This window comes from Novosphingobium sp. SG720 (assembly GCF_012275365.1).
Lineage (GTDB): Bacteria > Pseudomonadota > Alphaproteobacteria > Sphingomonadales > Sphingomonadaceae > Novosphingobium > Novosphingobium rhizosphaerae.
The window spans coordinates 527,924-549,792 of the sequence record NZ_JAAZQN010000002.1 but is presented as its reverse complement, the minus strand read 5'-3'; the positions used below and the strand labels follow the sequence as shown (position 1 = coordinate 549,792).

Annotated in this window: 16 protein-coding genes and 1 tRNA gene; 7 read left to right on the top strand and 10 right to left on the bottom strand. The window is 65.5% G+C overall.

The features are described from left to right. Window positions 1-135: 135 nt before the first annotated feature. On the bottom strand, window positions 136-2,361 hold the full coding sequence (gene katG, locus FHW94_RS11875) for a catalase/peroxidase HPI (protein WP_168556008.1): 2,226 nt from the start codon (window positions 2,359-2,361) through the stop codon (window positions 136-138). Window positions 2,362-2,552: 191 nt separating this feature from the next. Here katG and FHW94_RS11870 point away from each other — a divergent pair, with 191 nt between their 5' ends. Together FHW94_RS11870 and FHW94_RS11865 are read left to right on the top strand one after the other, a co-directional pair. Beyond that, window positions 2,553-3,563 (top strand): nitronate monooxygenase, encoded by a 1,011-nt coding sequence (locus FHW94_RS11870; RefSeq protein WP_168556007.1) that lies wholly within the window; start codon window positions 2,553-2,555, stop codon window positions 3,561-3,563. A 47-nt stretch (window positions 3,564-3,610) separates the two neighbouring features. After that, window positions 3,611-4,831, top strand: coding sequence for an MFS transporter (locus FHW94_RS11865; RefSeq protein WP_168556006.1), 1,221 nt, complete (start codon window positions 3,611-3,613; stop codon window positions 4,829-4,831). A gap of 21 nt (window positions 4,832-4,852) precedes the next feature. Here FHW94_RS11865 and FHW94_RS11860 read toward each other — a convergent pair whose 3' ends face one another. Beyond that, window positions 4,853-5,488, bottom strand: a complete 636-nt coding sequence (locus FHW94_RS11860; protein ID WP_168556005.1) for an HNH endonuclease — start codon at window positions 5,486-5,488, stop codon at window positions 4,853-4,855. A 184-nt stretch (window positions 5,489-5,672) separates the two neighbouring features. Continuing rightward, window positions 5,673-7,112: a M20/M25/M40 family metallo-hydrolase gene (locus FHW94_RS11855; RefSeq protein WP_349237510.1), complete on the bottom strand. Its 1,440-nt coding sequence runs from the start codon at window positions 7,110-7,112 to the stop codon at window positions 5,673-5,675. Between the two features lie 152 nt (window positions 7,113-7,264). Here FHW94_RS11855 and gyrB point away from each other — a divergent pair, with 152 nt between their 5' ends. Beyond that, window positions 7,265-9,784: a DNA topoisomerase (ATP-hydrolyzing) subunit B gene (gyrB, locus tag FHW94_RS11850; protein WP_168556003.1), complete on the top strand. Its 2,520-nt coding sequence runs from the start codon at window positions 7,265-7,267 to the stop codon at window positions 9,782-9,784. 5 nt (window positions 9,785-9,789) lie between these two features. Continuing rightward, window positions 9,790-10,038 (top strand): hypothetical protein, encoded by a 249-nt coding sequence (locus tag FHW94_RS11845; RefSeq protein WP_168556002.1) that lies wholly within the window; start codon window positions 9,790-9,792, stop codon window positions 10,036-10,038. A 19-nt stretch (window positions 10,039-10,057) separates the two neighbouring features. Here FHW94_RS11845 and FHW94_RS11840 read toward each other — a convergent pair whose 3' ends face one another. Together FHW94_RS11840 and FHW94_RS11835 are read right to left on the bottom strand one after the other, a co-directional pair. After that, a complete protein-coding gene (locus FHW94_RS11840; RefSeq protein WP_168556001.1) occupies window positions 10,058-11,317 on the bottom strand; it encodes a UbiH/UbiF/VisC/COQ6 family ubiquinone biosynthesis hydroxylase in 1,260 nt (419 codons plus the stop codon). After that, entirely contained in the window at window positions 11,317-13,002 is a 1,686-nt protein-coding gene (locus FHW94_RS11835) for an alkaline phosphatase family protein (RefSeq protein ID WP_168556000.1), read from the bottom strand. Before FHW94_RS11835 ends, FHW94_RS11840 begins: the two co-directional genes overlap by 1 nt. Before the next feature lie 205 nt (window positions 13,003-13,207). Between FHW94_RS11835 and FHW94_RS11830 the strand changes: the two genes are divergently transcribed. Together FHW94_RS11830 and FHW94_RS11825 are read left to right on the top strand one after the other, a co-directional pair. Continuing rightward, window positions 13,208-15,280 carry a protein-disulfide reductase DsbD domain-containing protein gene (locus FHW94_RS11830; protein ID WP_246866078.1) on the top strand — a complete coding sequence of 691 codons (2,073 nt, stop codon included), beginning with the start codon at window positions 13,208-13,210 and terminating at the stop codon, window positions 15,278-15,280. A 37-nt stretch (window positions 15,281-15,317) separates the two neighbouring features. Then, a tRNA-Gly gene (locus FHW94_RS11825) sits at window positions 15,318-15,391 on the top strand. A gap of 453 nt (window positions 15,392-15,844) precedes the next feature. Here FHW94_RS11825 and rtcA read toward each other — a convergent pair. The 3 genes from rtcA to FHW94_RS11810 are packed head-to-tail and all read right to left on the bottom strand — an operon-like array spanning window position 15,845 to window position 18,692. Further along, window positions 15,845-16,861, bottom strand: coding sequence for an RNA 3'-terminal phosphate cyclase (gene rtcA, locus FHW94_RS11820; protein ID WP_168555999.1), 1,017 nt, complete (start codon window positions 16,859-16,861; stop codon window positions 15,845-15,847). 2 nt (window positions 16,862-16,863) lie between these two features. Then, window positions 16,864-17,463, bottom strand: coding sequence for a hypothetical protein (locus tag FHW94_RS11815; RefSeq protein WP_168555998.1), 600 nt, complete (start codon window positions 17,461-17,463; stop codon window positions 16,864-16,866). Window positions 17,464-17,465: 2 nt separating this feature from the next. Beyond that, window positions 17,466-18,692, bottom strand: coding sequence for an RtcB family protein (locus FHW94_RS11810; protein ID WP_168555997.1), 1,227 nt, complete (start codon window positions 18,690-18,692; stop codon window positions 17,466-17,468). A gap of 330 nt (window positions 18,693-19,022) precedes the next feature. Between FHW94_RS11810 and rtcR the strand changes: the two genes are divergently transcribed. Beyond that, window positions 19,023-20,615, top strand: coding sequence for an RNA repair transcriptional activator RtcR (gene rtcR / locus FHW94_RS11805; RefSeq protein WP_168555996.1), 1,593 nt, complete (start codon window positions 19,023-19,025; stop codon window positions 20,613-20,615). A 5-nt stretch (window positions 20,616-20,620) separates the two neighbouring features. Here the strand turns inward: rtcR and FHW94_RS11800 are convergent, their stop codons facing one another. Together FHW94_RS11800 and FHW94_RS11795 are read right to left on the bottom strand one after the other, a co-directional pair. Next, window positions 20,621-21,298 carry a phytanoyl-CoA dioxygenase family protein gene (locus tag FHW94_RS11800; RefSeq protein WP_168555995.1) on the bottom strand — a complete coding sequence of 226 codons (678 nt, stop codon included), beginning with the start codon at window positions 21,296-21,298 and terminating at the stop codon, window positions 20,621-20,623. After that, window positions 21,295-21,840: an HD domain-containing protein gene (locus FHW94_RS11795; protein WP_349237507.1), complete on the bottom strand. Its 546-nt coding sequence runs from the start codon at window positions 21,838-21,840 to the stop codon at window positions 21,295-21,297. Before FHW94_RS11795 ends, FHW94_RS11800 begins: the two co-directional genes overlap by 4 nt. Window positions 21,841-21,869: the final 29 nt, after the last annotated feature.

The window sequence follows — 21,869 nt, the reverse complement described above, 5'->3', positions numbered from 1 at the left end:
CCCCTTGTGCCATGCAAACGTGAAAAACCCCGCCTTCTTCCGTTGGGGATACCGGAAAAAGGCGGGGTGGTAAGCCAGAAAGGCGCACGAGAAGGGGATCTGCGCCTTTCTTGCCGACTTTGTCAGTCCTGGGGGTCAGGCTTTCAGGTCAAAGCGATCGGCCTCCATCACTTTGGTCCAGGCCGCCACGAAGGCATCGACGAACGGCTTTTCAGCATCATCGGTGGCATAGGCTTCGGCCAGGGCGCGCAGTTCTGAATTGGCGCCGAAGATCAGGTCTACGCGGGTGGCACCGTACTTGGGCTCGCCGGTCTTGCGATCGAACGCGGTGAACACGCCTTCCCCGGTTTCCTGCCAGCGCATCGCCGTGGTGGCGGCCAGCAGGTTGCGGAAGAAATCGTTGCTCAATGTGCCGGGGCGATCGGTGAACTGGCCCAGCTTGCTGCCGCCGTGGTTGGCGCCCAGCACCCGCAACCCGCCGACCAGCACGGTCATTTCCGGCGCGGTCAGGCCCAGCAACTGCGCGCGGTCGACCAGCAGTTCTTCCGGGCTGCGCCGGGCCCTGCCGGAGCCTGGCCCGCCGGCATAGTTGCGGAAACCATCGACCTTGGGTTCGAGCACGGCAAAGCTGTCCGCGTCGGTCTGCTCATCGCTGGCGTCGGTGCGGCCGGGATTGAACGGCACGACCACGTCGTGACCGGCCGCCTTGGCCGCCGCTTCCACGCCGGCATTGCCGGCCAGCACGATCAAGTCAGCCAGGCTCACCTTGCGGCCACCGGGCGCGACCACGTCGAACGCCGCCTTGATGCTGCGCAGCACGTCTAGCACGCGGGCCAGTTCGGCCGGTTCGTTGACCGCCCAATCCCTTTGCGGGGAGAGGGCGATGCGCGCGCCGTTGGCGCCCCCGCGCTTGTCGGACTGGCGGAACGTGGACGCACTGGCCCAGGCGGTTTTCACCAGGTCGGCAATCGACAGGCCACTGGCCAGGATATGGGCCTTGAGCGTGGCGATATCGGTTTCGGTCACCAGCGGGTGGTCCACCGCGGGCACCGGGTCCATCCAGACGCGCGGCGACTGCGGCACATCCTTGCCCAGGAAACGCACCTGCGGGCCCATGTCGCGGTGGGTCAGCTTGAACCAGGCCTCGGCATAGGCGCGGGCGAACTTGTCCGGGTTGGCGTGGAAATCCTGCGAAATCGACCGGTACGCCGGATCGGCGATCAGCGCGATATCGCTGGTGAACATCATCGGCTGGTGGCGGCGCGTGGCATCGTGGGCATCGGGCACGGTGCCGCTGCCGGCATCGCCCTTGGGCTTCCACTGGTGGGCGCCGGCCGGGCTCCTGGTCAGTTCCCACTCGTAGCCCAGCAGGGCATCGAAATAGCCGTTGTCCCAGGCGATCGGGTTGGTCGTCCAGGCGCCTTCCAGCCCGCTGGTGATCGCGTCTACCCCAGCGCCGCTGCCATGCGTGCTGATCCAGCCCAGCCCCTGGGCAAGAATGTCAGCCCCTTCGGGAGCGACGCCCACGTGGGCGGCATCGCCCGCGCCATGGGCCTTGCCGAACGTGTGGCCACCGGCGATCAGGGCGACGGTTTCTTCGTCATTCATCGCCATGCGGGCAAAGGTTTCGCGGATGTCGCGCGCCGAGGCGAGCGGATCGGGCGTGCCATTGGGCCCTTCCGGGTTCACATAGATCAGGCCCATCTGCACGGCAGCGAGCGGATCGGCCAGTTCGCGATCTTCGCCGCTATAGCGCGCATCGGCCAGCCATTCGGTTTCCGGACCCCAATAGATGTCGGCTTCGCTTTCCCACACGTCTTCGCGGCCACCGCCAAAACCCACCGTGGGCAGCCCCATCGATTCCAGCGCGCAATTGCCGGCCAGGACCATGAGATCGGCCCAGCTCAGCGCGGCGCCGTACTTCTGCTTGACCGGCCACAGCAGCAGGCGTGCCTTGTCCAGGTTCACGTTGTCGGGCCAGGAGTTGAGCGGGGCAAAGCGCTGCGTGCCGGTGGACGCGCCGCCGCGCCCATCGAACGTGCGATAGGTGCCCGCGCTGTGCCACGCCATGCGGATGAACAGTGGGCCATAATGACCATAATCAGCCGGCCACCAATCCTGCGATTGCGTCATCAACGCGTGGATATCGGCCTTGACCGCATCGAGATCGAGCCGGGCAAAGGCCGCGCGATAATCGTGGCCATGGGGCATCGGATCGCTTTTGTGCGAATGCTGGCGCAGGATGCCCAGGTCCAGCCGGTTGGGCCACCACATCTGGTTGGTCTGTGCCGGAACCTGGGCCTGGGCCAGCGCGTCGGCGCTGGCGCCTTGGTGGAACGGGCACTTCGAAGGGGCAGACATCGCTTGGCTCTCCATCAGGGGAAGATCGTTGGACGCGGTGTAGTGCCTGGCGTTTGATCGTCTAAATGGATTAAAATGCCTAGAGTAAGTTGAAATGACGATTTGTGTTGGCGCAAGGCCCTTGCCCGGCAGGCCATGGCACCGTAAAGCGCGCCCACTTTCTCCATCGCAGACGGGGCGATTTTTCAGACATGACGGCCACTCCCAAGACTTCCGCGCTGATGGCGCGCGGCGCCGCGTTCCTGGGCACTGAACATGCAATCCTGTGCGGGGCGATGAGTTGGGTTTCGGAACGGAACCTGGTGGCCGCGATCAGCAATGCCGGCGGCTTTGGCGTGATCGCCTGCGGGGCGATGACGCCCGACCTGCTCGACGCGGAAATCGCCGGGACCAAGGCCCTGACGGCAAAGCCCTTTGGCGTGAACCTCATTACCATGCACCCGCTGCTGTTCGATCTGATCGGGGTGTGCGCAAAGCATGGCGTGGGCCATGTCGTGCTGGCCGGCGGCATTCCGCCCAAGGGCAGCGTGGAAGCGATCAAGGCATTCGGCGCCAAGGTGATCGTGTTTGCCCCGACGATCGCGCTGGCCAAGAAGCTGTTTCGTTCGGGCGCCGATGCGCTGGTGATCGAAGGCAGCGAGGCAGGCGGCCACATCGGGCCGGTTTCCACCTCGGTGCTGGCACAGGAATTCCTGCCCGCGCTGGCGGCCGACCACCTGGTGTTCGTGGCCGGCGGCATCGGCCGGGGCGAAGCAATCGCATCCTATCTGGAAATGGGCGCGGCCGGGGTGCAGCTGGGCACGCGCTTTGCCTGCGCCAGCGAATCGATTGCCCACGCTGCGTTCAAGCAGGCGTTCTTTCGCGGCAACGCGCGCGATGCCATCGCGTCGGTCCAGGTCGATCCGCGGCTGCCGGTCATTCCCGTGCGCGCGCTCAAGAACAAGGGCACCGAGGAATTCACCGCCAAGCAGATCGAAGTGGCGCGACGGCTGGACGCCGGCGAACTGGACATGGCGGCCGCCCAACTGGAAATCGAGCATTTCTGGGCAGGCGCCCTGCGCCGCGCGGTGATCGATGGCGATGTCGAGCGTGGCTCGGTCATGGCCGGGCAATCGGTGGGCATGGTCACCAAGGAAGAACCGGTGGCCACGATCATGGCACAGCTGCTGGACGAGTGCGAAACCGCGCTGGACCGGCGCTGACACACAAGCCGCGCTGAATCGGGCCAGCGCGCGGGAGGGGGCATTTCATGACGCATCGGGCATCGCTGAGCTTCGTCTTTGCCATCGTGCTGATCGACATGCTCGGCTTTGGCATCGTCATCCCGGTGTTTCCGGGGCTGATCATGCATCTGGCCAAGGTTTCGATCACCCAGGCGGCCGAATATGCCGGCTGGCTGGGCGCCGGCTATGCCGTCATGCAGTTCGTGTTCGCCCCGGTGATCGGCAACCTGTCGGACCGCTATGGCCGGCGGCCGGTGTTGCTGGCCGCGGTGTTCGCGCTGGGCCTGGACTATCTGCTGCAGGCCTTTGCCCCGGCGATGAGCTGGCTGGTTGCCGGGCGGATCATCGCCGGGATCACCGGCGCCAGCTTTTCGGCCGCCTATGCCTATATCGCCGACGTGACCCCGCCCGAAAAGCGCGCGGCCAGTTTCGGCCTGATGGGCATGGCCTTTGGCATCGGCTTCGTGGTCGGCCCGGCGCTGGGCGGGCTGCTCGGCACGCTGGGGCCGCGCGTGCCGTTCATGGCCGCCGCCGGGCTGAGCCTGGCCAATTTCGTGTTCGGCTTCTTCACCTTGCGCGAATCGCTCGATGCCGATCATCGCCGCCCGTTCGACTGGCGCCGCGCCAACGCGCTGTCGAGCCTGCTGGCACTGAAAGGGCAGAGCGCGCGGGTGCTGTGGTTCGTGGCGGCGCTGGGCGCTTGGCAACTGGCCAACGTGGTCTATCCCGCGATCTGGACCTACATGGCGATCGCTGCCTATGGCTTTTCGACCAAGGCGGTGGGGCTGGCGCTGGCGGTGGTCGGCCTGACGGCCGCATTGTTCCAGGGATTTGGCATGCGCCTGCTGCTGCCCCGGCTGGGCGAACGGCGCGCCGTGATCATGGGCGTGGTGTCGCTGGCGCTGTCGGCGGTGGCCTATTGCCTCGCGCGCGAGGCGTGGCAGGTCTATATCGCCATCGGCATCGGTTCGTTCCAGGGCGCGGTGCAGCCAGCGATATCGGCCATGAACAGCCGCGCGGTCGATGCGCGCAGCCAGGGCGAATTGCAGGGGGCGGTGCAGTCGATCGGATCGATCGCCCAGATCATCGGCCCGCCGCTTTATGCCCAGACCTTGGCGCGGTTCAGCGGGCCCAATGCGCTGATCGACCTGCCGACGATGCCGATGCTGGTGGCCACGGCGATTGCCCTGGCAGCCCTGGCGCTATTCCTGAAAGGCGCAGGGCGCGCCGGCGAACAGCCGGCCTGAACACCGCCGGCGCGGCGGCCGTCAGCTTTCCAGTTCGACGTCCCAATAGAGCCAGTCGCGCCAGCTTTCGTGCAAGTGATTGGGCGGAAAGGCGCGGCCCTTTTCCTGCAATTGCCAGGTGGTGGGGCGGATCGGCTCTTCCATCAGGCGCATGTGCGCCTGGGCCGGGGTGCGGCCGCCCTTGGCCATGTTGCACGGCGCGCAGGCGGTGGTGACGTTTTCCCAGGTGGTGCGCCCGCCCAGCCGGCGCGGCACGACGTGATCGAACGTGAGGTGTTCGCCGCTGCCGCAGTACTGGCATACGAAGCGATCGCGCAGGAACAGGTTGAAGCGGGTGAAGGCCGGAAACTCGCTGGGCTTCACATATTGGCGCAGCGCGATCACCGACGGGATCTTCATGTCGAGCGAGGGGCTGTGCACCGCGCGATCATACGTCGCGATGATGTCCACCCGTTCGAGGAACACCGCCTTGATCGCGGTCTGCCAGGGCCACAGGCTGAGCGGGTAATAGCTGAGCGGCGTGTAATCCGCGTTCAGAACCAGTGCTGGGCAATTGTCGAGATGGCGATTGGATGCCAGCAAACGGGGTGTGGCGGCGGCATCGCCGCTATGGGGCCTGGCCGCAGCCGCCCGCTCGATCAGCGCCTGGTGAAGCATGCTCCGCTTGCGCTCCTGTGCCAAATCGGCTTCAGCCTCGCTCGGGGCGAGGCATGAAGGACAGGCATGACCGCTTCATGACGCATGCGCACAACGAACACCTTTGCGCCTTTTCGGTCAAGACCCGACTGCCCCGCCAAAAGGGCAGCCGGGCTTTATCCACAGCTTGGCACGCCGCTTGGCGTTACCGCGCGTAGGCGTTCACCAGATCATAGAGATAGGCGCGGCCGGTAAGCAGCGACTTGACCTCGATCCGCTCGTTCAACCCGTGCACGCCGTTGCCATCCGGGTTGCCCCACGCGCCCGGCACGCCGTAAGTCGGGATGCCCACCGCTTCCAGGAAAATGCCGTCGGTCGCCCCGGTCGACATGTCGGGCACCACCGGCACGCCGGGGAAATATTGCGCGGCCAGCTTTTCCATCGGGCCGATGATCTTGGGATCGAGCGTCGGCGCCTTGGCAAGCGGGCGCTGCGGCGGCACCAGGCTGACGCTCACCCCCGGATCGGCGACGACTTTCTGCAAGGCAGCCTGGATTTCCTCCACCGAATGGCCGGGGAAGATGCGGCAGTTCACGTTGGCTCCGGCGCGCTGCGGGAGGGCGTTGTTGGCGTGCCCGCCATCAAGCAGCGTGGCGACGCAGGTGGTGCGCAGCTTGGAATGAAAGCTGCGGTCGGTGTTCACCAGTTTTTCCGCGTCGACAAAAGCCGGGCTGCCGATCGGATTGGCGGCCAGTGCCTGCATCGCCTTGCCCATGGCATCGCCGCGCGCGGCGCCCGCCTTGGCAAAGAAAGCGCGCGTGGTGTCGCTCAGTTCGGCGGGGAAGTCGAAATCGCGCAGGCGCGCGAGGGCATCGGCGAGTTCATAAATGGCGTTCTCACGCACGGGGATGGAACTGTGGCCACCGGGATTGCGGGTTTCGAAGCGATAGTTCTGCACCGCCTTTTCACCCACCTGGATAGACTGGTTGACGAGGCGGCCCCCCTCGGAAAGGCCTTTGCCGTCGGTCTTGCCGCCGCCGCCTTCGTTCAGCGCGAATTCGGCGTCGATCAGGTCGCGCTTGTTTTGGGCCAGCCATTGCGCGCCGTTGAACGCCCAGGTGGTTTCCTCGCCGCATGTCAGCGCCAGTTTGACCGTGCGCTTGAGCGGCTTGGCCGCCTTGAGGCGCACCATCGTATCGACCCAGATCGCGGCCATCGACTTGTCGTCGGCGGTGCCGCGACCATAGAAATAGCCGCCTTCCTCGATCAGGGTGAAAGGATCGCGCTCCCAATCGGCGCGCTTGGCCTCAACCACGTCGAGATGGGCGAGCAGCAGGATGGGCTTGGCTGCCTTGGACGTGCCGGGCAGCACGGCGACCAGGCCGCCGTCCTTGGGATGATCGGGCACCGAAAACAGGGTGATCTGGCTGTCGGCATAGCCGGCCGCCTTGAGATGCGCGGCCATGCGCTCTGCCGCCAGGGTGCAGGACCCGGTGCTGACGGTCGTGTTGGTTTCCACCAGCTCTTTATAGATCGCACGAAACTGCGCCTCGCCAGAATCGGGCGCCGCAGCAGGCGCGGCCTGGGCCGCGGCGGCAGTGGCCATCGCCGCCACCACGGCGGCCGAAACGAATGTGTGCTTGATCAAAGGATTGCCCCCTTGTTTCCGATCGAATGCGCGCAGCATGCCGCACTTGGCCATGCATGCAAGCCGGTTGCCACAACCCACCGCGCGCCCTGTGCAAAACATGGCCAATTCGCTTGGGTTTTGCGGGCAAAGTGCCTATGTGCGAGACTATGGCCAGCACCAACGAAAATACCCCGAACACCAATTCCTATGGCGCCGACTCGATCAAGGTCCTCAAGGGCCTGGACGCGGTGCGCAAGCGCCCCGGCATGTACATCGGCGATACCGATGATGGCTCGGGCCTGCATCACATGGTCTTCGAAGTGTCGGACAACGCGATCGACGAGGCGCTGGCCGGCCATTGCGACCTGGTGCTGATCGAACTGAACCCGGATGGTTCGGTCTCGGTCGAAGACAACGGGCGCGGCATTCCCACCGGCATCCATGCCGAGGAAGGCGTTTCGGCCGCCGAAGTGATCATGACCCAGCTGCACGCCGGCGGGAAATTCGAGAACACGTCTGACGACAACGCCTACAAGGTTTCGGGCGGCCTGCATGGCGTGGGCGTTTCGGTGGTCAACGCGCTGTCGGAATGGCTGGAACTGACGATCTGGCGCGATGGCCAGGAACACTGGATGAAGTTTGCCCATGGCGATGCCGTGGCCCCGCTCAAGATCACCGGGCCCGCGCCGCAGACGGCCGAGGGCAAACCCAAGAAGGGCACCCGCGTGACCTTCTTTGCCAGCCACGACACGTTCAAGAACGTCACCGATTTCGATTTCGACAAGCTCGAACACCGCTATCGCGAACTGGCGTTCCTCAATTCCGGCGTGCGCATCCTGCTGCGCGACAAGCGCCATGAAGAGGTCAAGGAACACGACCTCTATTACGAAGGCGGCATCGCCGCATTCGTGAAGTACCTCGATCGCAACAAGCAGGCGCTGATCCCCGAACCCATCGCCATTTCCGCGATGCGCGACGGCATCGGCATCGACGTGTCGCTGGAATGGAACGACAGCTATTACGAAAACGTGCTGTGTTTCACCAACAACATCCCGCAGCGCGATGGCGGCACGCACCTGGCCGCATTCCGCGCGGCGCTGACCCGCACGCTCAACAACTATGCCGACCGGTCGGGCCTGCTGAAGAAGGAAAAGGTTTCACTTTCGGGCGATGACATGCGCGAAGGGCTGACCGCGATCGTTTCGGTCAAGCTGCCCGACCCGAAGTTTTCCAGCCAGACCAAGGACAAGCTGGTCTCTTCCGAAGTGCGCCAGCCGCTCGAAAGCCTGATGGCCGACAAGATGAGCGAATGGCTGGAGGAAAACCCGGCCCACGCCAAGTCGGTGATTCTCAAGGTGATCGACGCCGCCGCCGCGCGCGAAGCGGCCCGCCGCGCGCGCGAGTTGACCCGCCGCAAGGGCGCGATGGACATTGCCAGCCTGCCCGGCAAGCTGGCCGACTGCCAGGAGCGTGACGCCAGCAAGTGCGAACTGTTCCTGGTCGAAGGGGATTCGGCCGGCGGCAGCGCCAAGCAGGGCCGCGACCGCAAGACGCAGGCAATCCTGCCCCTGCGCGGCAAGATCCTCAACGTGGAGCGCGCGCGGTTCGACCGCATCATTTCCTCGCGCGAAGTGGGCACGCTGATCCAAGCCATGGGCACGGGCATCCGTGACGAATTTAACCTGGAAAAGCTGCGCTATCACAAGATCGTGATCATGACCGACGCCGACGTCGACGGCGCGCACATCCGCACCCTGCTGCTCACGTTCTTCCACCGCCAGATGCCCGACATCATTCGCGCCGGTCACTTGTTCATCGCCCAGCCGCCGCTCTACAAAGTCGCCAAGGGCCGCAGCGAGGTCTACCTCAAGGACAACGCCGCGCTCGATCGCTACCTGGTCGAAGCCGGCACGGCCGGCCGCATCCTGGAAACCCCGGGCGGCGCGCGCGGCAGCCAGGAACTGGCCGAACTGGTCGACCATGCGCTGCGCCTGCGCAACCTGATGGCGTTCGTGCCGCGCCGCTACAACTATGACATCATCGAAGCGCTGGCCCTGGCCGGGGCGCTCGATCCCGATCTTTCGGCCGATGCGCGCGTTGCGGCTCTTGCCGATGCGGCAAGCTGGCTCGATCGCGGCGATCCCGAGGCGCAGTGGTCTGCGCAGATGAGCGCGGAAGGCGGCTATCACATCCAGCGTGCCTGGCGCGGCGTGACCGACCACCACATGATCGAGGCCGGCTTCCTCACCAGCGCCGAAGCGCGCAAGCTGGCGCGGCTGGCCGGTGAACACGCCGACGTCTATGCCGGCGTTGCCCGCCTGGTCCGCGCCAGCGCCGCCGCGGCCGAGCCGGAAAGCACCGCAGTCGATGGGGAAGAAACCCCCGCTGCGACGCGCGCCGACAGCAAGGACGCGGGCATCACCCGGCCTTCGCAACTGCTCGAGGCGGTGATGGCCAATGGCCGCAAGGGCCTGGCGATCCAGCGCTACAAGGGCCTGGGCGAAATGAACGCGGAGCAGCTGTGGGAAACCACGCTTGATCCCGAAGTCCGCTCGCTGCTGCAGGTGAAGGTAGAAGACGCCGACGTGACGGACGAGATCTTCACCCGCCTGATGGGCGACGTGGTCGAGCCGCGGCGCGATTTCATCCAGGAAAACGCGCTCAACGTGGCCAACCTGGACGTTTAAGCGCGATGAGCACGCAGACCATCCCCTGGGACCAGGCGGCGACGATGATCGACCTGGAAGGCCGCACGCCGATCATCGGCACGGTGCGCGACTGCGCCCTGCACTTCTCGCTCTACAAGCCGCACGCCAAGGAAAACGCCCGCGTGCTGCTGACCGTGCCGATCCACCGCGAAGGGCGCAAGACGCGCACCTGGCTGCTCGACCCGCCGGAAATCGCCGAACTGGCCGAGCGCCTGGCTCGCGAGACGCAATAGCGCCTGCGGGCCCATCTGCTTACGCCTTGAGCAGCTCCGGCAGCTTCCCGCTCATGCCCCGTGCCTCATCCATGAACCAGCGCTTGAGCGCGGGCAGGCGCTGCACCCCGGCCATGCCGAAGCGCCGGACCAGGCTGGGCACGCGGCCCGGCAGGCCGAACAGGCGGGTCAGCACGTCGGTGGCCGCTGCCACCATGAAAGTATCGGCCGCGCGCCAGCGTTCATAGCGGGCAAGCAATTGCGCTTCGCCCGGCTCCAGCCCCAGCCGCGCGCCTTCGGCCAGGACTTCGACCAGCGCGGCCACATCGCGCAGGCCCACGTTGAGGCCCTGCCCCGCAATCGGGTGCATCCCGTGCGCGGCATCGCCCACCAGCGCCAGGCGATGATCGACGACCTTGGCGGTGTGATGGAAATTGAGCGGGTAGGACGAGCGCGGGCCATTGAGCGCGATTGTGCCGAACACGCCGCCCATGCGCTTTTCCACTTCGGCCAGGAATGCCTTTTCGCCCATGGCGAGCACGCCCGCGGCATCCTTTTCCGCCACGGTCCACACCAGCGCGCTACGGTGCGTGCCGTCCGCCTCGTCCAGCAAGGGCAGCAGGGCGAAGGGACCAGCCGGATAGAAGATTTCCCAGGCGGTGTTCTCGTGCGGCCTTTCGTGGGTGAGGCCCGCAATGATCGCGCGATGACCATAGTCCCAGCGCGCCGGGGTGAAACCCGCCTCGTCGCGCGTGGGGCTGCGACGGCCTTCGGCAGCGACGAGCAGACTGCCTTTCAGCAAACGGCCATCGGCCAGCGTCACGGTGACGCCATGTTCGCCGCGCTCGCGCATGGCGACCTGGGCGTTGGGCAGGAACGTGATCAGGCTTTCGCGCGCGGCGGCCTCGTACATCACCAGCCGCAGATCGCGGTTGGCATACATGCGGCCGAGCGAGCCCTCGTCGGCGCCGGGGCGGAAATCGATGCGGCCGGGCTTCATGCTGTCGGTCACGGCGATGGCGTCGATCGGGCAGCCCTTGGGCGCCAGCGCCTCGGCCATGCCCAGGTTGGTGTAGAGATTCCAGCTGGCGGTGGAAATCGCCGAGGCGCGACCATCAAACCCGGCGGCGGTCTGTGCTGCTGGATCGGAGGAATCGACCACCACGCTCGACAGGCCCTGCTTGGCGAGGCCAATCGCCAGCGTCATGCCGACCAGGCCGCCGCCCAGGATCACCACGTCGCCCGAGAGCGCCTGTTCCCCAGCCTGTTCCCCAGCCCTATTCGGCGCCAAATCGCTCATCACTTCACTCCGCAGGTGCTGCCCGGCCCGGAATCGAGATCGAGGCAGCGACCGTCATAGGCGCCTTGCGGCGCCGGCAAATTGATCCATGCCGAAAGGGTGGGGGCAATGTCCACTGTTTCAACGGGCGATGGCTGTTCAAAGCCGGTCATCCCCTTGCGCCAGAACAGGATCGGCACGCGCCGGTCATAGTCCCAGGGCGAACCGTGGGTGGCGACATAGCCCGGCCCCGGCTGGGGCAGCGCCATGACCCCGCGCCGCAGCATGACCACGAAATCGCCCGAGCGCGGGGCATAGAACGAAGCGCGCGCGCGCTGGATCAGGCTCCAGGTTTCAGGCGATCCGGACGGCATCGGCGTGGCCGCGATTTCAGCGGCGGTGAACACGCTCGCGACTTGCGGATTGGCCACCAGGATGGCGCGCGCGGCTTCCACCACGGCGGCCTTTTGCGCCGCGGGCAGATCGGCCTTGACCCAGAAATCACCGGCCGCGCCATCGCCCAGAATCAGCCCCTGTGCCGGCAGTTGCAGCCGCGCGGCGACTTGCTCGCTCAGCGCCTTGGGCAGCAGCGCCACATCGGCGCGGGCGGCCTGGGGCAGCGCTTCGCGGTTCTGCCGCTCGGGCATGTCGAACCCGCCGTGGTCGGCAGAGAGCACCACGCCGTAATCGATGTGGCGCGCATCGAGCGCTGCAAAGAACGCCCCCAGCGCCTGGTCGACCGTGGCCAGCTGGATGCACATTTCCGGCCCCTGCGTGCCGGTGCTGTGCCCGACATAGTCCGTCGCCGAAAGGCTGACGGCCAGCATGTCGGGCGCCGGCCCTTGGCCCAGCTTCATCGCATCGACCAGCTTGAGCGCCAGAGCGAGCGTCGCCTGGTCCAGCCGGGGCGAGGCGCGGAACGCCGTGGCATCACCTGCCGCCAGGGCAAAGTGGCCAGTGCCCACTGTCGCGCTGCCGGCCTGGATCGCGCCTTCGCGCGGGGCGCAGAACGCGGGCAACGGCAGGGCCGGGGCGCCCTTGGCCAGCAGCTTGGCCACGGCGGCGTTTTCCTGGCTGGCGGCCGGAATGGCGGGGCGGCCATCCAGCGTGACGAAGGCATTGTTCTTCCACCACCACACCTGGTCGATCACATGGCCGCCCATCATCAGCGCGGCGCGATCCTTGCCCGAAACCGCCACGTTGCGCGCGGCGGGCCACTGCTGCTTCATCCGCTCGCCCAGGGTGGGCACCAGCAGGTGGCCCACACTCGCCACGTAATCCTTGGGATCGGCGGCCGCCTTGGTCTCGTCCTCGGCGCAATAGACCTCTTTCTTGGGCCGTGCGGCAGACTGGTCGATCCAGGTGTTGGCGATGATGCCGGTGTGCGCCGGGCGATTGCCGGTGAGCAGGGTGGAATGGCCAGGGCAGGTTTCGGTGGCGGCGTGGCTTTGATAGCCGGCCGGGAACACCGCGCCGGTCGCCAGACGCGCCAGGCCGCCCGTGAAATGGCTGCGATATTCGGCAAACAGGTCGGCCGAGAACTGGTCCATCGCCAGTGCGATCAGCAGGCGCGGCGGGGTCGCGGCAGCCGAGGTTGCAGGGGCCGTGGCAGGTGTGGGTGCCGGCGCCGCCGATGCCGGCGCAGCGGCGATCGTGGCGGCCGCAATGGCGGCAAGGGCGGAAGTCAGGAACCGGGTCTTGTGCATGAAGTCACCTCAAGGGGATGCCGCCGCCGATGTCTATCCCGCCCTTGGGGTATTCACCAAGGGGCGTTCTGGACGGGGCGGGCCATGTGCCGTACATCGCGCGGGCGAACGACCGATCCTTCGCGCCGGAGACGGAGAACCTGTGCCCCTGTTGCAGCGGTTGTGGACCAGCCTGATGTGCGCCCCAGAGCGCCAGATAGCGCGCTTGAACCTGCCATTGCGCGCGATTGTTGCAGCCGTGTGGCTGCTGCCGTTCGCGCTGATGGGCGGGCCTGGGGTGCATGCCCAGCAAGCCGCGCATATTCGCGCCACGCTGCTGGCCGAGGGCCCTGCCCTGCCCGGGCAAACCGTCACCATGGCCGTGCTGATGGAGCCCGAGGCCGGCTGGCATGGCTATTGGAGCAATCCGGGCGATGCCGGGCTGCCGCTGTCGCTGGATTGGACCCTGCCGGCGGGCGCCAAGGCGGGGGATCTGCAATTCCCCGTGCCGCGGACGCTGGTGGTGCAGGGGCTGATGAACCATGTCTACGAACAGGCCTATGCCGTCTTGGTGCCGGTAACGCTGCCGGCCGATGCGCGCGTGGGCAGCACCCTGGCAGTCAGCGCGAAGGCGCAATGGCTGGCCTGCACGAACCAGATCTGCGTGCCCGAGCGCGCCAGCCTGATGGGCACGATCACCGTGGGCGGTGGCGCCAAGGATGGGCGCTTTGCCGCCTGGCGCGCCGCCCTGCCCGCGCGGCTGGACCAACCCGCCCGGTTCGAAGCGACACCGGCCGGGCTGTCGCTTGCCGTGCCCTTTCCCGCCAGCGCGGCGGTGGATGATCCCCACTTCTTCATCGGCGCGCAGGGCCTCGTCGATTATGCCGCGCCCCAGGCGTTCCGCCGCCAGGGCGACTGGCTGATCGTCGACCTGGCGCGGGCCAAGGGCGCCTTGCCCGAACATCCGCAAAGCGTTTCGGGCGTCCTGGCGCTGGGGCCCGGCGCCGGCGGCCTGGCGATCACCGCCACGCCTGGTGCGGTGCCCAAGGGCGGCACCCCTATCGGCGGCAGTGCCAAGGCTGCGTTTTCATGGGGCACCTTGGCCCTGGCCATGCTTGGCGCGCTGGCGGGGGGCCTGATCCTCAACGTCATGCCTTGCGTGTTTCCGATCCTCAGCCTCAAGGCCATGGCCCTGGCACGCGGCAACAGCCGCCACGCGCGGGCCGAAGGGCTGGCCTATAGCGCCGGGGTGATCCTCGCCTGCCTGCTGCTGGGCGCGGTGCTGCTGGCACTGCGCGCGGGCGGCGCGCAAGTGGGCTGGGCGTTCCAGCTCCAGAACCCCGGCGTCGTGGCCGTGCTGGTGCTGCTGGCCACCGCAATTACCGCCAACTTTGCCGGGCTTTACGAACTGCCAGGGCTTTCGGTGTCGCGCAGCGGCGCCAGTGCGGGCACCGTGGGCGGCGCCTTCGGTACCGGGCTGCTGGCCGCTTTCGTGGCGACGCCCTGCACCGGGCCGTTCATGGCCGCCGCGATGGGCGTGGCGCTGGTGCTGCCGCCGCTGGCGGGCATGGCCGTGTTTGCCGCGCTTGGCCTGGGCCTGGCGCTGCCGTTCCTGCTGATCGGCTTTGTCCCGCCGCTGCGCCGCATCCTGCCGCGCCCAGGGCCATGGATGGACCGCTTCCGCCGCGCCATGGCTGTGCCGATGGGGCTCACCGTCGCGGCGCTGCTGTGGCTGGCCTGGCGCCAGGGCGGCTGGGGCCTGGTCGCCGCCGCCGCCATCCTGGCGATCGTGTTGCTGGCCATGCTGGCCCTGGCCGAGCGCCAGCGTCGCCAAGGCCGACGCGTGACGGCTTGGGTCGCACCGCTGGCTCTCGCCCTGGTCGCCGTCGCGCTGTTCGCCGCGCCGCGCCTCGCCGCGCGACCTGCGACTGAAAGCGACGGCCTGCCTGGCGCACAACCGTTCAGCCAGGCCACGCTCGACCGCGTGCGCGCCAGCGGCAAGCCGGTGTTCCTCTATTTCACCGCAGACTGGTGCCTGTCGTGCAAGGTCAACGAAAGCGTCGCGATCGACCGCGAGGCCACGGCCAAGGCCTTCGCCAAGGCCGGCGTGCAAGTGATCGTGGGCGACTGGACCCGCGCCGATCCAGCCATCACCACGTTCCTCACCACGCAAGGCGCGGCCGGCGTGCCGCTCTACCTGTGGTACGCCCCCGGCGCGGCAAGCCCTGCCAAACTGCCACAAGTGCTCACCCCGCAGACCCTGCCGGACCTGGCGGCCAAGACCCAACAAGACGGTTGACCACCCCGCCCCCCTGTGGCAATCGCGCCCCACCCGAGCGGGTGTAGCTCAATGGTAGAGCAGCAGCTTCCCAAGCTGAATACGAGGGTTCGATTCCCTTCACCCGCTCCAATTCCCGGTCTCAGGGCATCCCCGACAGCTTTACAAGCCGCTGAAATCTGCGGCATTTTTCAGGGCGTCCGGCTGGCGAAGTCTCGCCTCATGCCATGCTAGGCCGGCCCTATGTTATTGCCGATATGGCAATTCGCAGAGCCAAGACGCGTGATAAGCCCTAGAAGTCGCATGACGAGCTCGGGCTCTTTCTGGTGATCTCGCCGTCTGGCTGGTTTCTTGCACCCCGGTGAACTGCCTGCCCGGTGCCGGGAGTTGTGGTGCAGCTACAATGGTCGTACAACAACCCGCAACATCAGTACCAGATCCGCAACGCGCCTTGGGCCGAAGTGTGGGGGACTGGAACGGGAACTGAATTTTCGATCTTCAAAAATAATCTTTTAAAATAAATGCCATACAACCATATTCGAGCGTCTCGACCGCGCCAATACCTCTAAGGCATGGCGACGGCAGTTACCTGACCCAAACGCGATGGCCGCCCTCGCTTTGCTGCTCCAGCCTGACGGCCCTGCCGGCGAAGCGCTGCGCAATGTCGATTGCAGTGATCAGATGCTGGCTGGGCTTGACCGTGGTGAAAGCACCGCCACCTGCCAATACAAAGGGCAGCACCAACTGATCGGCCAGATAGGGCCCGGCGAAGGCGTCGCTTTCCAGATAGCCGCGCATCCGCGCCGCCGCGGTCTTGCCCAAGCGCTCCGCCGTCACGCCCATCTGGCCGAAGCCACTGACGATTTCCGTCGCCCCTTCATAGCGCGCCTCCAGCATCAGGATCACGCCAGGGCCCTGATCTTCGGGCAATTGGCGCATGGCAAAGTCAGCGGCCTCCCAATTCGGCAAATCCTTGCGGGCACGGTCGAGCATGCGCTGCGGAATTTCGCGGGGAAGGCCGCAATAGGCTGCCTGCGCACCCACGCCCAGCAAGGCCCCGCGCTTGGTGCAGTCCACAGGTGCCAGCGGCGCGGGCGCGATCTCCACCTCGATTCGCCCGCCGCCGCGCGGGTAGAAGCCATGCCGCACCAGGCGTGCTGACACACGTGGCCCCATACGGTTGATGATGGGCAGAAAACAGCGCTCGATAAAGTCGAAGGGCGGGGCCAGCATGTTGTGCGTGCCCCCTTCCAGCACCAGGCGCGAGGGGCCATCGGCCAAAAGCAGCGGCATCAACACCGTTTGCAGCACCAGCCCGGTGCTTCCTGCGGTGCCGATCGCAAAGTGATAGTCCCCCGCCCGCGCCGTGCCGGGGTGAAAGGTGAGATCGCACGAGCCCACCGTGAGCCCGCTGCACGTGCTGCCGGAAATGGCCGCCGCAGCCTCCACCGCGGTCGCATGCTGGCGCATCAGGCCGGGCTTGGAGCGCTTGGCGCGGATGTTGATGATGCGGAAAGGCTGGCCGGTGACCAGCGACAGCGCGCATGAATTGCGCACCATCTGGCCACCGCCCTCGCCTTCCGATCCGTCGATAATCATCATTTCTAATCTGTGTCCGTAACCATGAGGACAGTCGCGATGCCCCTGCGAGTGTCAAACCACAGGAATGTTCCATCCCAAGCCACGTCCAAGAACCAATCCGTCCATGGCATCCAATTTACCCAAGTGTTCGTTTCGGAGAATCGCTTCTCGCATACTGATTCCATGAGGCCGGTCGCCAACTTCAAAGCGGCTTCGTCCGACCCATTAAATTTGCGATAGGCACCGCCTTCGCGAATCCAGTCGGCCAATCGACCAAATGCGGTTAATGTGCCCTCCATTTGGAAAGCGCAGATTGTTGGTTTAATCCGTTCCACTGGGGGTAAAATCTCTTTGACCAAAGTGTGCCTGAAAAATCGCCCCAACAAATCGAATTCATTCCAGCGATTGCGCGAAAGCGCCCATCGTACTGCGGGCGCGGCATCGATTTCAAACTGAGCGATTTTCGCACCGCCATTAACGTGCGTACTTACCAACGCACGAACGACCGACCTTATTTTCTCGTCCGTTTGCCGAATTGGAGTGATGACTGTCCGGTCCCAATCGCTTGCAACCGCGATCGGATCCGGACAGTCGGACTGCCAATCAATGTCGCGAAAATCCATCATCACCCCTTCACGCAGACCACTTGTTTCAACGTGTGGACGATCTCGACCAGATCGGCTTGCGCCGCCATGACGGCCTCGATCGGCTTGTACGCACGGGGCGTTTCATCGATCACGCCCACGTCCTTGCGGCACTCCACGCCTGCCGTATCGGCGATATGGTCGGCCAGACTGACCAGGCGCTTGGCCGCGGTGCGGCTCATCACGCGGCCCGCGCCATGCGAGCAGCTGTCAAAGCTCTCCGCATTGCCAAGGCCGCGCACGATGAAGCTTTTGGCCCCCATCGAGCCGGGGATGATCCCCAGTACGCCCTTGGCCGCACGCACCGCACCCTTGCGGGTGACCAGCACGTTCTCGCCGAAATGGTTTTCGCGCGTGACGTAGTTGTGGTGGCAGTTCACCGCTTCCAGTTCCGCCTCGAACGGCTTGGCAATCTGGCCCCGCAATGCGGCGATCACATTGGCCATCATCATCCGCCGGTTGAGCGCGGCAAAATCCTGCGCCCAGCCCACCGCCTCGACATAATCGTCGAAATGGTCGGTCCCTTCGGGGAAGTAGGCGAGGTCCGCGTCGGGCAGGTTGATGTGCCATTTGCGCATGTCCTGCTTGGCGAGCTCGATGAAGAACGAGCCGATCGCGTTGCCCACCCCGCGCGAGCCGGAATGCAGCATCACCCACACCCGCGCGTCCTGGTCTAGGCACAGTTCGATGAAATGATTGCCCGTGCCCAGCGTGCCCAGGTGCGTGAGGTTGTTGGTGTTCTTCAGGCGGGGATGCTTGTCGCAGATCCGCGCGAAGCGCACCGCCAGGCTGGCCCATGCCTCGACAATGGCAGCCGGCGGGTTACCCCACGAACCATGATCGCGCTTGCCACGCCCCACGCTGCGCCCATGCGGCACGGCCTGTTCGATGGCACTGCGGATGCCTTCCAGATTGTCGGGCAAGTCATGCGCCATCAGCGAGGTGCGCGCGGCCATCATGCCACAGCCGATGTCCACCCCCACCGCCGCCGGGATTACCGCGCCGCGCGTGGGGATGACCGAGCCGACCGTGGCGCCAATGCCGACATGCACGTCGGGCATGGCGGCGACATGCTTGAAGATGAACGGCATCCTGGCCGCGCGCACCAGTTGGTCGCGGGCCTGGTCTTCGACAGCCACGCCGCGCGTCCACATCTTGATCGGCACGCCGCCAGCGACATCGTGAAATTCATAAGTGGTCTCAGCCATCTCGGCCTCCCGCATGGTGATCATGGTGCCGGCGACGCGGCATTGGCAAGTCGCTGGCCGCCCATGGCAAAATTCGTTGTGAGGGGCGGTCTGGGGGCGGCCGGCCCATTCCGGCCGCCCCGCTTGCCGCTTACCTGTCGGGCTGTTCGACTGACCCGACGCAATACCATCTGCAGATGACGTGCCAGTTTTGGGAATGATGCTTTGGAAATTTTGTAAAGCATTGATAATTAATGTATTTAAAATCTTCTTGCTGATTGAGGGCAGCAAAGGCCACCGCAAAAATTCGGAAATTGTATCTGAAAATATAAGCTGATATAAATTTCGCGCATGAAGCCAACCACCGTCATCAGCTTTCTTGGCTCCACGCTCGACGCCGCAAAATTCGGCCCTTCGCGCTGGATGAAGTGGCGGCCGTCGGTGGGGCTGTGCATGCATGAGGATTTGCGGGTGGATCGCTTCGTCATGATCCATGGCAATCTGCACAGCCGCCTCGCTGACTATGTCGCGCAGGACATTGCCTCGGTCTCGCCCGAAACGCGGGTGGAACGGCATGTCCTCGACTTCAAGGACGCCTGGGATTTTGAAGAGGTCTACGGCAAGCTGCTCGACTTTGCGCGGGGGCTGGCGCTGGACCCTGATGCCGAGGATGTGCTGGTGCATATCACCACCGGCACCCATGTCGCACAGATCTGCCTGTTCCTGCTGACAGAGGCGCATTATCTGCCCGGGCGCCTGCTGCAGACCCAGCCCAAGCGCGGCGCCCCCGATGCGGCAGGCACGTGGAGCGTGATCGACCTTGATCTCTCGCGCTATGACAGCATTGCCACGCGCTTTGCCAGCGAGAGCGCGGAGAGTTCCTCGTTCCTGAAATCGGGGATCGAAACGCTCAACCCCGCCTTCAACACCATGATCGACGAGATCGAGCAAGTGGCCAGCCGCACACGCGCGCCCATCCTGCTGATGGGGCCAACCGGCGCTGGCAAGAGCCAGCTTGCCCGCCGCATCTTCGAACTGAAGAAACTCAAGCGCCAGATGACCGGCAGCTTTGTCGAGGTGAACTGTGCCACCTTGCGCGGGGACAGCGCGATGTCGGCACTCTTCGGCCACAAGAAGGGCGCTTTCACCGGCGCGGCGGCGGATCGCGCCGGGCTTTTGCGCAGCGCCGATGGCGGGATGCTGTTCCTCGACGAAATTGGTGAACTGGGCCTCGACGAGCAGGCGATGATCCTGCGCGCCATCGAGGACAAGCGCTTCCTGCCCGTGGGTGCCGACAAGGAAGCGCAGAGCGAATTCCAGCTGATCGCCGGGACCAACCGCGATCTGGCGTCTTGCGTGGCTGCAGGCACTTTCCGCGAGGATCTCTACGCTCGCCTCAACCTCTGGACCTTCGCGCTCCCCGGCCTGGCCGAGCGGCGCGAGGATATCGCCCCGAACCTCGATTACGAACTCGATCGCCATGCCGAGCGCGAAGGCGAAAGGGTGACGTTCAACAAGGAAGCACGGGCCGATTACCTCGCCTTCGCGCTGTCTCCCGCCGCGCGCTGGTCAGGCAATTTCCGCGATCTGGCCGCCAGTGTCACGCGCATGGCAACCTTCTCGCCCAAGGGACGGATCGATGTTCCGGCCGTGGCCAAGGAGATCGAACGGCTCAAGCGCCTCTGGGCCGATGGCCCGGTCGATGGCGATAGGCTGGAACGCTGGCTGTCCGCCGATGCGCTGGCTGATCTTGACCCGTTTGACCGCGTGCAACTGGCCTTTGTTGTGCAAACCTGCGCTTCTGCCCGTTCCCTGTCCGAAGCAGGCCGCACACTCTTCGCCGCATCGCGCGTAAAACGTGCCAGTACCAATGACGCCGACCGGCTGCGCAAATATCTGGCGCGGTTCGGGCTGGGGTGGGATGATTTCAGGGGTGGCAGATAAGCGCGCTAAATGCCCAACCATTCCAAGCCACCCGGCAAGGCGTCGGCGCTGAAATCCACTTGAAGAACGCGTCGATGCCCGGGCTGGCTGGCAGCATCGGAGGCATGAAGGATGGGCGTGGAATAGGCCCAGATGTCTCCCGCCTCGGCAAGGCAGGCAACAACGCCACATTCCGCCACCACCTGAGCTACCGAAGATTCCGGCACGCGGCTGCGGCAGTGCGACCCGGGAGCGATCAGCAGGGGAGCATTGATGGTAGGCACATCATCGAAATGAACCCGCAGCGTTACCATGCGCGACAGCAATTCTGCAGGAGGGGCAACGTGGAGCAGGCCCGCCTTGACTGACCATGGCCCAAAACCGGGCACCGCGATCCTATCACGCACGCAGATGGTACGATCCTGGTGCCAGCCCAACGACCAGTTGGTCGCCGCGCTCTTGTCGAACAGGATGGCGCGGACAGGCTTGGCTGCGGCGCCAAGGACGTTGCTGGCGATGGCACCGATCGAGCCGGACGGCGCCAGACAGGGGCGCAGCAGGCCCACTCCATGAATGCGGACACCCGCCTGATCGGGAGGCAGTTCTGCCGTTGCTGTCTGCAACTCCTGCAGGTCCGCCAAGGCTGCCCCGCAGAAAAGCTGCGCCCCATGCTCCGCAAGGCGCAGCGCATCAAGCGCGGTCATGCCAGCCACTTGGCCGCGCCTTGCTCCACTTCTGCCTTCGCCCGTCGCAGCAGTTCGGGGTGCCCTTCGGTCAGCACCTCCAGCAGGGCGGCAATCTCGTGCAGATAGACCCGGGCAAAGCCATCGCCGTGATAGACAATCGAGCGGGTGTTGGAAATCACATCGGCCAGCTTGACGGTCTTCATCTCGGCAGGGGCCTGCGCCAGATGCGCGCGGTCCATTGCCTTGCGGACCGTGCGGTTGCCATCCTCGGGACGGCTGACATCGGTGAGCCAAGCGACGCCTTGCGCAATGTCCTCGCCAAACTGGGCACGAACATCCTCAATGCTGGCCTCGGTATCCTCAACCACATCGTGGAGCAGTGCCGCCGCAATCATCGTCGGCGTTCCACCGACCTCCGCCACCGTTCGCGCCACCTCCAGACAATGCAGCACATAGGGCTCGCCGGTATATTTGCGCTGCTGGTTGCCGTGCATGCGCGTGGCAAAGGCGCAGGCATCCAGGACAATCTGCGTCGCGGCAAGGTCTTGGGCAAACAACACGGTATCTCCAGGAGATCGGTGGGCGGGTG